The sequence below is a fragment of the Wolbachia endosymbiont (group A) of Philonthus cognatus genome, from assembly GCF_947251755.1.
Taxonomy (GTDB): Bacteria; Pseudomonadota; Alphaproteobacteria; order Rickettsiales; family Anaplasmataceae; genus Wolbachia; species Wolbachia pipientis.
On sequence record NZ_OX366388.1, the window covers coordinates 358,541 to 372,244 of the forward strand.

Annotated in this window: 15 protein-coding genes and 1 pseudogene; 14 read left to right on the forward strand and 2 right to left on the reverse strand. The window is 34.1% G+C overall.

The window, feature by feature from the left end; genetic code table 11:
* From secY to OPR21_RS01915, 12 genes are all read left to right on the forward strand, one after another.
* The gene (secY, locus tag OPR21_RS01860) at positions 1 to 1,329 is read left to right on the forward strand and encodes a preprotein translocase subunit SecY (RefSeq protein WP_010962747.1); all 1,329 of its coding nucleotides are present in this window, start codon (positions 1 to 3) and stop codon (positions 1,327 to 1,329) included.
* Positions 1,326 to 1,967, forward strand: a complete 642-nt coding sequence (locus OPR21_RS01865) for an adenylate kinase family protein (protein WP_077188177.1) — start codon at positions 1,326 to 1,328, stop codon at positions 1,965 to 1,967. Before secY ends, OPR21_RS01865 begins: the two co-directional genes overlap by 4 nt.
* A gap of 59 nt (positions 1,968 to 2,026) precedes the next feature.
* Positions 2,027 to 2,395, forward strand: coding sequence for a 30S ribosomal protein S13 (rpsM, locus tag OPR21_RS01870; protein WP_010962745.1), 369 nt, complete (start codon positions 2,027 to 2,029; stop codon positions 2,393 to 2,395).
* Positions 2,396 to 2,419: 24 nt separating this feature from the next.
* Positions 2,420 to 2,806: a 30S ribosomal protein S11 gene (gene rpsK, locus OPR21_RS01875; RefSeq protein ID WP_015589137.1), complete on the forward strand. Its 387-nt coding sequence runs from the start codon at positions 2,420 to 2,422 to the stop codon at positions 2,804 to 2,806.
* A gap of 21 nt (positions 2,807 to 2,827) precedes the next feature.
* Positions 2,828 to 3,895, forward strand: a complete 1,068-nt coding sequence (locus OPR21_RS01880; RefSeq protein ID WP_077188176.1) for a DNA-directed RNA polymerase subunit alpha — start codon at positions 2,828 to 2,830, stop codon at positions 3,893 to 3,895.
* Positions 3,896 to 3,902: 7 nt separating this feature from the next.
* On the forward strand, positions 3,903 to 4,331 hold the full coding sequence (gene rplQ / locus OPR21_RS01885) for a 50S ribosomal protein L17 (protein WP_007550873.1): 429 nt from the start codon (positions 3,903 to 3,905) through the stop codon (positions 4,329 to 4,331).
* A gap of 23 nt (positions 4,332 to 4,354) precedes the next feature.
* Positions 4,355 to 4,705, forward strand: a complete 351-nt coding sequence (locus tag OPR21_RS01890) for a YraN family protein (RefSeq protein WP_012673177.1) — start codon at positions 4,355 to 4,357, stop codon at positions 4,703 to 4,705.
* A gap of 41 nt (positions 4,706 to 4,746) precedes the next feature.
* Positions 4,747 to 5,307 carry an ATP synthase F1 subunit delta gene (gene atpH, locus OPR21_RS01895; RefSeq protein WP_010962742.1) on the forward strand — a complete coding sequence of 187 codons (561 nt, stop codon included), beginning with the start codon at positions 4,747 to 4,749 and terminating at the stop codon, positions 5,305 to 5,307.
* Positions 5,304 to 6,845 carry a F0F1 ATP synthase subunit alpha gene (atpA, locus tag OPR21_RS01900; protein ID WP_012673176.1) on the forward strand — a complete coding sequence of 514 codons (1,542 nt, stop codon included), beginning with the start codon at positions 5,304 to 5,306 and terminating at the stop codon, positions 6,843 to 6,845. Before atpH ends, atpA begins: the two co-directional genes overlap by 4 nt.
* A gap of 9 nt (positions 6,846 to 6,854) precedes the next feature.
* On the forward strand, positions 6,855 to 7,349 hold the full coding sequence (gene greA, locus OPR21_RS01905) for a transcription elongation factor GreA (protein ID WP_077190318.1): 495 nt from the start codon (positions 6,855 to 6,857) through the stop codon (positions 7,347 to 7,349).
* 6 nt (positions 7,350 to 7,355) lie between these two features.
* Positions 7,356 to 8,000, forward strand: a complete 645-nt coding sequence (ribB, locus tag OPR21_RS01910) for a 3,4-dihydroxy-2-butanone-4-phosphate synthase (protein ID WP_007549343.1) — start codon at positions 7,356 to 7,358, stop codon at positions 7,998 to 8,000.
* 71 nt (positions 8,001 to 8,071) lie between these two features.
* Positions 8,072 to 9,352 (forward strand): M48 family metalloprotease, encoded by a 1,281-nt coding sequence (locus OPR21_RS01915; protein WP_236514838.1) that lies wholly within the window; start codon positions 8,072 to 8,074, stop codon positions 9,350 to 9,352.
* A 28-nt stretch (positions 9,353 to 9,380) separates the two neighbouring features.
* Here the strand turns inward: OPR21_RS01915 and OPR21_RS01920 are convergent, their stop codons facing one another.
* A complete protein-coding gene (locus OPR21_RS01920; RefSeq protein ID WP_236514837.1) occupies positions 9,381 to 9,716 on the reverse strand; it encodes a TrbC/VirB2 family protein in 336 nt (111 codons plus the stop codon).
* A 94-nt stretch (positions 9,717 to 9,810) separates the two neighbouring features.
* Positions 9,811 to 10,545, reverse strand: coding sequence for a 3-oxoacyl-[acyl-carrier-protein] reductase (gene fabG / locus OPR21_RS01925; RefSeq protein ID WP_265030082.1), 735 nt, complete (start codon positions 10,543 to 10,545; stop codon positions 9,811 to 9,813).
* A 266-nt stretch (positions 10,546 to 10,811) separates the two neighbouring features.
* Here fabG and OPR21_RS01930 point away from each other — a divergent pair, with 266 nt between their 5' ends.
* Together OPR21_RS01930 and OPR21_RS08720 are read left to right on the forward strand one after the other, a co-directional pair.
* On the forward strand, positions 10,812 to 12,332 hold the full coding sequence (locus tag OPR21_RS01930; protein ID WP_174516815.1) for an HlyD family type I secretion periplasmic adaptor subunit: 1,521 nt from the start codon (positions 10,812 to 10,814) through the stop codon (positions 12,330 to 12,332).
* A 142-nt stretch (positions 12,333 to 12,474) separates the two neighbouring features.
* Positions 12,475 to 13,567 (forward strand): annotated as a pseudogene (locus OPR21_RS08720) (IS3 family transposase).
* Positions 13,568 to 13,704: the final 137 nt, after the last annotated feature.

Below are 13,704 nucleotides of genomic sequence, written 5' to 3' on the forward strand. Positions count from 1 at the left end.
ATGGGCAATAAATCAGCATTTAATAGCTTGGATCCTACGTTGTTATATAAAGGCGATTTATTAAAGCGTATATTTTTTACGCTAATAGCTTTAATTTGCTATCGCTTGGGTACTTATGTGCCTATTCCTGGAATTAATCTTGATGTAATTAATGATATATTTCCCAAAGATGGCTCAGGCGTTTTTGGAGTATTTAATTTATTTTCTGGTGGTGCATTGGCTAGAATGACAATTCTAGCATTGAACGTTATGCCATATATAATGGCTTCTATCATTATTCAGTTACTTTCTTCTGCGATTAAAGGAATGAAGGAAGTTAAGAATGATGGAGAGTCAGGCCGTAGAAAGATGAATTCTTATATACGCTATCTGACCATAGTAATTTGTGTATTTCAATCAATTCCAATTTTGGTTGGATTGGAAGGGATGAATAGGGAAGGGGTATTGGTTGTAATCGAACCTGGTGTTATGTTTCGTACAATAGGTGTTTTCAGCCTTTTAGGTGGAACTATGCTTTTAATATGGCTTGGTGAACGAATCAGCGCTAGCGGTATAGGCAATGGTATCTCATTAATCATTTTCACGGGTATAATATCAGAGTTACACAGCGCTTTGTCATCTTTGTTAACGTTAAATAAAAACGGTAGCGTATCGTTATTTATTATCCTTTTTGTTTTGGTATTGTTTTTTTTGCTGCTACTCTTAGTCATTTTTGTAGAGTCTTCTTATAGAAAGGTTATTGTTCAACATCCTAAAAAGCAATTTAAAAGATTACATAATGACGATTTTACTTATATTCCATTGAAGATTAATTTATCTGGTGTAGTACCAACCATTTTTGCTAATGCAATTTTATTGACACCTATTTCAATTGCAAATTTCTATAAGGGGCACGCTTTTTCTGATTTTATTTTGAATTACTTTATGGCAAATAAAGTAGTATATATTGTAGCCTATTTGGTGCTGATAGTATTTTTTAATTTTTTCTATACCAATTTTATATTTAATCCAGAGGAAAACGCAGATTTTCTTAAAAAAAATGGTGGTTTTATACCTGGTAGAAGGCCTGGGAAACATACTTCTGATTACCTTCAAGATATAGTTTTTAAGTTGACATTCATTGGCTCTGCGTATTTGGTAGTCATATGTACTGTACCTGAAGTTATGAGATATTATTATGATATACCATTTATTTTTGGTGGGACGAGCTTACTGATTATAGTGAACGTTATTACTGATACTATTATGCAAATACAATCTTATATTTTTTCAAATAGGTACGACAACTGGATAAAGAAATATGAGTCTAAAACGAGGAAAGTAAGATGATCATTACGATTTTTGGTCCTCCAGGTTCTGGTAAAGGTACTCAGTCAAGCTTGTTAATAGCAAAATATAATTTAAAATTAATTTCAGTAGGGGATTTATTAAGGAATATTATATCTAGCAGTAGTGAGTTAGGTAAAAAAATAAAGGGTACCGTGGAATCTGGTAATTTAATTCAAGATGAAATTATATGTGGATTATTACGTGACCAGATTGCATTAGTGGATGATAATTGCTTATTAGATGGTTTTCCGAGAAATTTAAACCAGGCTCATTTTTTGACTCAAGTTTTGCAAGAAAAATATAATAGGGATGTTGACATTGTAGTTGAGCTGCAGCTTGACGATAATATTGCAATCGATAGGTTAAAAAATCGTCTCGCGTGTTTGGACTGTAAAAGCATATATAGTGTATCTTCTTTTAAGAGTACTACTTGTGCTAAATGTAAAAGTACGAGGTTAGAGAAAAGAATTGATGATGCTGATATGTCTGCAATTAATAAGAGAATAAGTGAATATCACCTTCAAATGAAAGGTTTACGCGAGTATTATAAAGGCAAATTATTAACAATTGACGCTAATTTGAGTGTTGATGAGGTAACGCAAGAGATTGAAAGTAAAATTTCTTGTAATTTGGTTTGACTCTGAGTTGTTTTATGGTATAAATTAAGAGTTGTTATTAATAAAGTATCGAGGTACCAGTGGCACGTATTGCAGGCATAAATATTCCAGTGAGGAAATGTGTTCCTTTTGCATTAACTTATATATATGGTATAGGTATTGCTACTGCGAATGTAATTTGTCACGCTTGCGAAGTTGATAAGCGCAAACGTGTTTCAGAATTACGAGATGAAGATATAGAAAAGATCAGCGGTTTCATTAGACAAAATTATGTTATAGAAGGTGAGCTCAGAAAAGAAGTGGCTATGAACATAAAATCTTTAGTGGAAATGGGATGCTATAGAGGGGTGAGACATAGAAAAGGTTTACCTGTGAGAGGGCAAAGGACTCATACTAATGCTAAGACTCGTAAAGGTAGATCTCGGTTGCCTATTGCTGGGAAAAAATAAAATTTATTATTATTGTGAGTTTTAATGAAAAAAGTCAAAACGGTTAGTAAGAGTAAGAAGGAGTTTATTACTGGTGTTGTCCATATTCGTGCAACTTTTAATAATACTTTTGTAAATGTAACTGATGTTCATGGTAATACGCTATGTCAAACTTCTGTGGGTGCATGTGGTTTTTCAGGTTCGAGAAAATCCACACCTTATGCTGCAGGTAAGGCTGCGGAGTCTGCTGCGAAGAACGCAATGGAGAGATTTGGTATGAAGGTTGTCTCTGTAATAATTCGCGGTCCTGGCTTTGGTACCGAAGCTGCGGTTAAAGCACTTCAGAGCTGTGGGTTGACTGTGACTTCAATTGCAGATAAAACCGCAATTCCTCATAATGGGTGCAGGTTAAGAAAAAAAAGAAGAGTATAGGATATTTGAAAAGGTTGTTTTATGTATTATAATAATGATGTTTCTCTCTGTAGCAATTTAGATAAATTGATTAAACCTAGTTCAGTTAAGGTAATATCAGATGATTCAAGTGAAAAAAGTGATATAGTGCTAGAACCGTTGGAAAGTGGTTTTGCTTTAACATTAGGTAATGCATTAAGACGTGTAATGTTATCTTCTCTTAAAGGTAGTGCTGTTTATGGAATAAAAATTGAAGGTGTAACTCATGAGTTCACTTCAATTCAAGGGGTGAGAGAAGACGTAACTGATATAGTATTAAATATGGGTATGTTGAGGTGTAAATTAAATGGTGCTTCTAATAAATGCTTAAATTTAAACGCTAAAGGGCCTTGCCAGGTATTAGCTGGGATGATAGAAACTGATGATCAATGCTCTATTGTGAATAAGGATTTATTAATATGTACGCTGGGGCAAAATGTAGAGCTTAACATGACCATATATGTGGCTAGCGGAAAAGGTTATCTTCCTGTAATTAAGTATAAAGAAAACGAACTTTTGAAGCTTATGAGTGAACAGGATTTAATTGGTTTTATTCCAGTTAATGCTTTGTATAGCCCTGTCAACAGGGTTTCGTACAGGGTAGAGAACAGTCGTGTTGGCCAAGTGACTGATAAGGATAAGCTGATATTGTCAATTGAAACTGATGGTACAATTTCTCCGAGTCAAGCTGTTGACTCTGCTGCAAGAATATTACAGGAGCAACTTCAGCCCTTTATTAGTTCTGATGTAAGTTATAAAAAATCGCAGGTTTCTTCGTCTAGTGGTGCTAAAGATTTGGGTTATGACCCTGTCTTATTGCGTAAGGTAGATGAAATGGAATTATCTGTCAGGTCTCATAACTGTCTGAAAAACGAAAACATCACTTATATAGGTGATCTTGTGCAAAAGACAGAAGGTGAAATGTTAAGAACTGCTAATTTTGGCAGAAAGTCTTTGAATGAGATTAAGGCAGTTTTGACTAATTTTGGCTTGTCTTTGGGTATGAATGTGCTAAACTGGCCACCTAAGGATATAGATGAGTTGGCTAAACAACATACTGATGAAGATTAGGTGATATATGAAACATGGAATAAAAAAACGTAAACTATCTCGTTGTACTGAACATAGATTATCGACGTTAAAGAATCTATCTATCTCATTAATTAACCATGAGCAGATTGTAACTACTTTACCAAAAGCTAAGGAACTTCGTCCATATGTCGAAAAGTTTATTACAATTGCTAAGAATAAGAATACTTTACATGGTAGAAGACTTTTGCTTTCACGCCTTCATAATAGTAAGTTAGCAGTTGATAAGTTATTAAACGTCTTAGCCAGCCGTTATCAAGATCGTAAAGGTGGGTATTCTAGAATAATAAAATTTAGCACTCGAAAGGGTGATTGCGCTTCAATGGCAGTGATAGAACTGGTTGATAGGGATATTGCAGCAAGAGGTAAGGTTTATAGTAAAAATAAAGAAGGAGGCAAAGTAGTTACACAAAGTTAATTGTTATCATAATTGTTCTTCTTGTGGTAAGTAGGTTACGCTACTTTGTAGGTTACTTTGGCGAGTTATTAGTTTTAGTATATTTAAAACTGAAATGGTATAATGTTATAAAACGCCGTTACCGTTGTAAGTTCGGTGAAATTGACTTGATTGTATCTAAAAAAAAGGAGCTGATTTTTATAGAAGTTAAAACAAGTTTACTTGGAAAAGAAATACCGATATCTCATCTTCAATGTCAGTCTATTATAAATTCTTCTAAGTATTTCTTAAGTAAAAACCTTAGTTTTTTAGATTATTCAGTCAGATATGATTTATATTTTCTTTCCTTAAAGAGAAGACCTGTTTATATAAAAAATGCTTGGATTGAAGAATGAAAGATTTGTAGCTGAATTAATTTAGATTTACTGGATTTAATATGAAAAAGACCCAATACAATAATTTAGTTTCATCTTACGCTAGAGTGCTATTTCATGTCTCAGGAAGCAGGTTAGGTATTATAAGGAAAGAAGTAGAATTTTTGTTGGCTTTTTTTAAGGATCAACGTGATGTTTTTGTGTACCTATCTCATCCTATGATTTCTTTTGCACACAAAAAAGAAGTGATGCTTTCTATAAATGAGCACTTGAGTGAGAATTTAGTAAAATTTATTATGGTTATATTTGCAAATAAACGCTCTAGTTTATTGATCCTTATATTAGAAAAATTCTTAAGTCTTGCAAGAGAAAATGAAAATGAATTCGAAATTACTATAAAGTCAGCAGAAACTTTAAAGGAATCTGATATAAAAATAATTACTGAATCTTTGAGCTTTCTTGGTAAAATAATAAAAGTAAGCAATGTGGTTGACCCTTCTATACTAGGTGGCTTCGTAGTTAGGTATGGTTTTAATTTGATCGATGCTTCGCTAAAAAGTTACTTGGATAGGTTAGTTGACTTAAGTAAAATGGAAATATTAAAAGTAAGGAATTTTGTATGAAGAACAGTATGAATGTTTCTGAGATAGCAAGTATAATAAGAGAAAAGGTTGAGACGTTTGATAATCCTATAAAGCGGGAAAATATAGGTGAAGTAATTTCAGTAACAGATGGTATCGCATTGGTTTATGGGCTGGAAAAAGCAAAATTCGGTGAAAAGGTATTTTTTGCAAGTGGTGTAGAAGGAATAGTTCTCGATTTAGATCATGATACGGCTGGAATAGTTGTGCTTGGTAATGACCGTGATGTGAAAGAAGGGGACGTTGTAAAATGTAGTGGTGATGTTGTGCAGGTGCCTGTAGGGCATGAATTGTTAGGGAGAGTTGTAAATGCGTTGGGCCATCCTATGGACGACGGTGGGGAAATTAGAGCCAAAAACAGAATGGATATAGAATCTAAAGCGCCAGGCATTATTGATCGTAAGTCTGTGCATGAGCCACTGCAAACAGGAATTAAAATTATAGATTTGCTAATTCCAATAGGTAGAGGGCAGCGTGAATTAATTATTGGTGATAGACAAATTGGTAAAACTACTATTGCGCTTGATACTATTATCAATCAGAAGAAGATTAACGATGAGGTAAACGAAAATCAAAAAGTTTACTGTGTTTATGTTGCTATTGGGCAAAAAATTTCAACAGTAGCAAAAGTGGTAAATAAGCTGAAAGAAAGCGGAGCATTAGAGTATACAACTGTAGTTGTGGCTAGTGCATCTGACTGCGCGCCTATGCAATTTTTAGCACCTTATGCTGGTTGCACTATTGGGGAATTTTTCCGTGACAATGGAATGCATTGTTTGATTATATATGATGATTTATCTAAGCATGCTGTGGCATATAGGCAGATGTCTTTATTGCTCAGACGTCCTCCTGGTCGTGAAGCTTACCCTGGAGATATATTCTATGTACATTCTCGCTTGCTTGAAAGAGCTGCTAAAATGTCTGATAAAAAAGGGCAGGGTTCTTTAACTGCTTTGCCAATTGTCGAAACTCAAGCTGGTGATGTATCTGCATATGTGCCAACAAATGTTATTTCAATTACCGATGGGCAGATCTTTCTTGAGTCTGAATTATTTTATAAAGGATTTCGACCTGCAGTAAATATAGGTTTGTCAGTTTCACGGGTTGGTTCTGCTGCACAACTAAAGTCTGTGAAGAAAGTTGCTGGTTCTATAAAGCTAAGCTTAGCTCAGTATAGAGAATTAGAAGATTTCGCAAAATTTGGTTCTGATCTTGATGCTAGTGTTCAATTATCCTTGAATAAGGGTAAATATCTTGTCGAGTTATTAAAGCAAAAACAACATTTACCTATGTCAATAGAAGAACAAGTAGTGCTGATGTATATTTTTTCTAACCTATATAATCAGTTAAGTAAAATACAAATAAGTTACATTAATAAATTTGAACATGATCTTATTAATTATTTTCATACTGTGCATCCTGGGGTTTTAAAAAAGTTGTCAAATGACATGAGTGATGATATAAAAGGTGATATTTTTAACATTGTGAGTAATTTCGTTACTCAATTTAATTGCGTTTAGGTGGTGATTATGGCTTCATCCATTATTAATAAATTTCCTATAACGAGTGAAGGTTTTGAGAATATGCAAGCCGAACTTGAAAAATTAAAGGAAGAAAAACCTTCTGTGATACAGGCTATTTCTGATGCTCGTGATCAAGGTGATTTGTCTGAAAACGCAGAGTATCATGCAGCACGGGAAAGGTTAGGTTTTATTGAAGGCCGTATAATGGAGATAGAAAGTAAGCTCTCACATGCGGAAGTAATAGAAGTAAAAAATTTGTCTGGTGATTCAGTAATGTTTGGTGCAACTGTGACATTAAGCATGTTAAGTGATAATAACGGTGAAGTGGAATATGTTTATAAGGTTGTAGGCGAATATGAAGCTGATGTTTCAAAGCAGTTAATATCTACTAGTTCACCACTTGGGAGTGCCTTAATCGGCAAAAAAGTCGGTGAATATGTGGAAGTGACAGTGCCAAATGGAGAGAAATTGTATAAAATAGTTAAGATTGAATTTAAGTAAATTATTATGGTACAGGCCACTTATGCTTCAATGAGTCTACCAGGTATTTCTTCTGTGGAAGATGTATTAGAGGATGCTCGTTCCGGTAAATTATTCATTTTAGTTGATGATGAAAATAGAGAAAATGAAGGCGATTTGATTGTCTTAGCTGAGAAAATAAAGCCGGAACATATGGCTTTTATGGTTAGGTACGGTACAGGGGTTGTTTGCTTAGCAATGACTAAATTTCACATGAAAAGGTTGGGCCTTAATTTCATGGAAAAGAAAAATATTGGTGAAAATCATACCGCATTTACTACATCAATTGATGCACGTTATGGCATTACAACCGGTGTTTCAGCAGAGGATAGAACGAAAACTATACATGCTGCTATCAACAAGGATGGTACTCAGGATGACATCATAACTCCAGGTCATGTTTTTCCTGTAATTGCACATAAAGGTGGGGTGGCACAACGTGCTGGTCATACTGAAGCGAGTGTTGAAATGGCGAAGTTAGTAGGGTTTGATCATTCAGCAGTTATTTGTGAATTAGTGAATGATGATGGCTCTATGATGCGCTTACCTCAGTTACTTAAATTTGCTGAACAACATAAAATTAAGTTAACTACCATCGACAAACTTATCAGTTACGTTAAAAATTTAAACTAGCGTTTATAAATTTGTATAATTTAAGTGTTAAAATATAGAATTTCTATAAATTATACAAGCACAGAATTTTCATGTTTAGAGTTGCTAAGTTTTTGACCTTATTGTTCTTTTTTGCATATTATAATAATGCTTACTCTATTAACATTATTAGAGATAGTGAAGTGGAAGCAATAGTGAAAGAGCTAGCGCAACCTTTATTTTCTGCTGCGGATATTGATCATGAGCAAATAAAAGTTTTTATAATTAATGACAATTCGATTAATGCTTTTGTAATTAACAATAACAGTATTTTCATTCATTTAGGACTTTTACAATATTCGGCTAAACCTTATGTCCTGCTTGGTATATTAGCACATGAGATTGCTCACATATCTGCTGGTCATATATTGCAAATGAGTAGTGCTATGGGTTATTTTCAATCGATAGCAATGATTAGTTATATGGTAGGATTAGTTTCTAGTATTATCATTAACCCTCAGGTTGCTGGTGCAATTTTGCTTAGTGGTGTAGCGTTTAGTTCAAGGCTATTTTTTAACTATTCTCAAGAGCAAGAAAGTGTAGCAGATAGCTATGCTTTAAGGTATCTTGATGAATCTGGCTATGATAATTCAGGTATGAAAGAGATTTTTGATTATTTTAAAAGTATTGAGCATGAGAACACCGAGGAATATTTCCGCACTCACCCACTTAGTGAGAAACGTATATTTGCTGTACAAAATTATAAGGTTAAAAACAACGTAAAACCAATTTTTGCGGATAAGTTACTAAAGTTTGAGCGTGTGGTTGCCAAGCTAGACTCTTTCTTTGCTCCTATTCATGTGTTATCTAATAAATATGAAAATAATTCTGAGTATGTAAATGCTATAGTTTGCTATAGGCAAGGAAAGATAGAAGAGGCTATTGCTAAAGTTAATTCATTGATTCAAGAGTCACGCAATGACCCATACCTATATGAATTAAAAGCAGAAATGCTATACAAGGCCGGAAATTTAAGTGAAGCAATAAAAATGTATGAGGAATCGCTTAGGTATTTATCTGAGAAAAACAGTTATTTAGTGAAACTTGCATTATCTCATACTTTATTATTACACGGTGATGCAAAAAAGGCGATTTTTTACCTGGAGCAGATTTTGAATATAGAACCAAATAACGCTTTTGTCTGGAAGTATTTAAGCATTGCATATAAATGTGAAGCTGATACGGCAATGCATTATTTTGCCTTGACAAAAAAGGCTTGTATTGAAGGTGATTTAAAGCAATTTACAAAATATGCTGAGCTAGCTGTTAAAACTTTACCAAAAGATAGCCCTTATTTGTTGCAAGTTGAAGATATGAAGCGATTTAATGGATAACAAAAAAGCATTTCTGTACTTTTATGGGTTATTTCTTTCCACACTTTTCCAACATAGCTTTTGCTTCATCGCTTACATTGGGCATAACTTTTATTATAATCGTCTTAGCGCCAAAAAATACAGCACAAAACACGCCTAGAGCAAAGAGGGCTGGCCACGGCATCCTGCCAAATATTGCAAGCAAAGCTGCACCAATTATTACTACCGTCATAAGTGGACCGCCTATCCCCCAAACATAACCAATAATATTACATATTACTTGTGTTGTATCATCCATATCAGGACCAGTGATAGCTGCGTAACCTGAGAAAGAGAAAAGCAATACTACACACAAGACACCAAAAAATCCTATTATAGAGCTCATTTTTTTGCCTCTAAGTAATAAATTAACGTAAACCTAAACCTACACATTTTTTATTTTAAAGTAAAAATTATAATTTGTCCATACATAAGTGTTGCTACATAAATAACCCACCATTAATATTGAGCACATGCCCTGTTATATATTTTGCTTCATCACTTGCTAAAAACAAGACCCCTGCTGCTATTTCTTCCCCTGTTCCCATTCTTTTCATTGGAATATTATCTAATATTTTTCCCTTTTGTCCTTCATTTAAAACTTCAGTCATTTTAGTATCTATAAACCCAGGAGCAATACAATTTACTGTTATATTACGACTTGCAACTTCTTTTGCTATAGATTTGCTCATGGCTATTATTCCAGCTTTAGACGCTGCATAATTTGCTTGCCCGGCGTTTCCTGTTAGCCCTATTATTGAGGAAATATTTATAATTCTTCCCCAATTATTCTTAATTAGTTTCCTGCATGCTTCTCTATTCAGCTTAAATATAGAGCTCAAGTTAATATCAATTACTTTTTGCCATGCTTCATCTGTCATTCTCAATAATAAACTGTCTTGCGTAATGCCCGCGTTGCATACAAGCCCGTCAAAGCCTTCCATCAACTCACTTGCTCTGTTTACTAGTTGATTTACTTCCTCAGCATTTGATAAATCACAAGGGAGTACGTGCATATTTTTTTCATATTGTTTAGCAACTTCTTCGAGCACTTCTTTTTTTGTGCCAGAAATACATAAAGTTGCTCCGGCTTTGTGCATAATTTTTACAATTGCTTGCCCTATTCCGCCTGATGCGCCAGTAATCAGGAACTTTCTGCTTTCCAATTTAAGCATAATAACTTTATATTATCTTAATTCCTAACAGAATATTGACTAGTTGGCAATAGATTTCTTACATAATATAAGTAACTCAGATATTCACAAAGTAAAGAAAAAGTTATAATAAAGTTAAACGTCAAAAAATTTTAAAAACATAGTTGATGCAGGAATTGTTACTAAATAGTTTATTCTGGTGCTCTACAGTCTAAATGGAATGCTTAAATTATAGATTCTTTGTTTTTGTGTGTTATCTTGAGTTAACACAAATTCACAGTAGTATTATGATAAGTAAGTTAAAAAAGCTTAGCGCTGGATTTTCTTTGACAGGCTTGATTGGCCATGGTGATAATATAAATATGCAAGGAGCAAAAAATAAAAAGAAGAAGTACCCAAAATTTTTGGATAAGACGTTTGCATTGATTGATGCAGTGATAAATTTTATTTTAAAACGCGAAAGTAATAACGTAAATGAAGTCCTGAAAGTAACATGGGGACCACTATTTTTTGGTCTGGTAGTAATACTCATCTTTTTTGGGATAGGTGGTATTTGGTCGGCTATAGCTCCAATTGACGGTGCGGTGCATGCAAGTGGAGAAGTTATTGTATCTTCAAATAGAAAAATAGTTCAACACTTGGGCGGAGGAATAATAAGCAAAATTTTAGTAAAAGAGGGTCAAGCAGTTAAAAAAGATGAGCCTCTAGTTTTGTTGAGTGATGTTAACGAGAAGGCGAATTTAAGTATCATCAAAGAGAAGCTCTTATCATTTTTAGCAACAGAAGCAAGGCTTCTTGCAATCAGAGTAGATTTGGACACGCTCGAGTTTCCTGATGAGGTTAAAAAATTATCTCACGATGAACTTGTAAATAAAGCGATAAAGAATCAAGTAAAGTTGTTCAACTCTCAGAGAAAGAGCATATTGGGAAAAACAGACATACTGCAACAACGTATAAAGCAGTTAAATGATGAATTAGCGGGGCTAAACTTTCAACTAAATGCAGCTCATAAGCAATATGACTTGATAACTGAGGAGTTGGAAACAAAAAGACAATTACTTGATAGTGGCCATATAAGCAAACCACACATTTTAGCTTTAGAAAAGCAGTTTGCTGAAATTGAAGGCAGAGTTGGACATTACCGTTCTGCAATATCTCAAGTGCAGCAAAAAATTGGAGAGAACGAATTAGAAATTATAAACGTGAGAAATGATTCTCAAGAAAGAGCAAACGCTGAACTTAAGGAAGTTAGTACGTCTATTGCAGACTTGAAAGAGAGACTGATGGTTGCTGAAGATTCATTAGCACGTACAATAATTAAATCGCCTCAAGATGGGATAGTCACAGATATAAGATACCATACTGAAGGTGGTGTTATACAATCTGGAGTTCCGATCATGAGCGTAGTGCCATCGGATGATGACCTAATAATAGATGCTAAAATTCAGACCAGAAACATAGAAGAGATACTGTCAGCACAAAAGAAAGATAGCAATATAGTCTCTATTGATGGGCTAGAAGGGCTAAAGGTTAAAGTTCGTTTAAGTGCTTACAGTGCACGTCGTTTAAGTTTAATTAATGGTATAGTAAGCAATATTTCTCCCGATGCCCTTGATGATCCAAGGCTAGGGCGTTATTATTCAGTACGTGTAGTGATACCAAAACCAGAGCTTGCTCAGTTTAAAAACGTATACCTATACCCTGGTATGCCAGCAGAAGTGTACATAGTTACTCAATCTCGTACTCTTTTATCATTCTTGTTTACGCCTATAATTGCAACAGTCGATAGGTCTTTTATAGAAAGGTAGCTCACTCGTTAAAGTAGTAGTGAAAGTGCCGTAATAAAATTTAGGTACATAATTAGACAATAGGCTTCTTGACCTTACCCAGAAAAAGTGGAGAGAAAGAAAGGAGTTTTTTCGGGTAAAATAAAATTTTGGAGGATTAGAAATGGCAAGAGAATATACGGCAGAATTCAAATTGGAAGCTGTTAAGCTGGCAAATGAACAAAGAAAGGTAGGTCAACCAGTTGCAAAAGTAGCAAGAGATCTAGGAATAAGGGATAGTGTATTAGGAAAATGGATGAAGAAATATAACGAAAAAAAGTCAGCGGCAAATGCATTTCCAGATGTAGCACCTTATGACAAAGAGAGATTTGATTTACAGAAAGAGTTAGCAAAAGTAACAAGAGAAAGAGACATTTTAAAAAAAGCCCTGGCCAGTCAAAAAGAGTAAAATATTTTTTCATAAAAGAGCATAGTAAACACTATAAAGTGCAGGAATTATGTAGGGTTTTCTGCTAGTGGCTACTATAAGTGGACTACAAGGAAAATAAGCAGTAGAGAATCAGCAAATAAAGAGTTATTAGCAGATATTCAAAAAATATATCAAGCTTCTAAATGTAGATATGGAGCTCCTAAAATTCATGCTGAATTAAAGGCTTTGGGTAAAAGTTGCAACTTAAAAACAGTGCAAAGTATTATGCAGAAAAATGGTATTCAGGCTATATTGAGAAGAAAATTTAAAATTAAGAAACAACAAACGGACAGTAGCTCCCAATATATTAGACCAAAACTTTATTGTCGATAACCAAATAAAGTATGGGATTACTTATATAAAAACCAAAGAAGGATGGCTATATTTGGCAACAATAATCGATCTATATTCACGCATGGTAGTTAATGAGCAGTTCAATAAATAAACAATAGGTTATGGACTCTTTATTAATGGCCGTTAACAAGCGTAAACCTGCCAAAAATCTACTATTACATAGTGATCAAGGTTCACAATATACTTTGCAAGGTTATCAATATCTCTTATCCATAAAAAACATAGATGAGTCATAAAGGTTGTTGTTACGACAATTCTGTTGTGGAAAGCTTCTTCAGTTCTCTAAAAAGGGAGTTACCAATAGACACCTCTCGGCACTCTAAACAGCATATCAAAACTGCTATATTTGAATATATAGAAATTTTTTATAACAAACAACGTCACTATTAACTATTGCATTCCTGAGCATTTTGATTCATCATTCTCTTTGTGAAAAACATTCCAAACTTTCTCTCCACTTTTTCTGGGTAAGGTCAATACCTTTAAGCCCAACACCAAGCTCGAGAAAGTAGAAAGTGTGGAGCAGCCTATTCAGTCTTCTTTGAATCTAACATGAAAGGCTATGCTCAA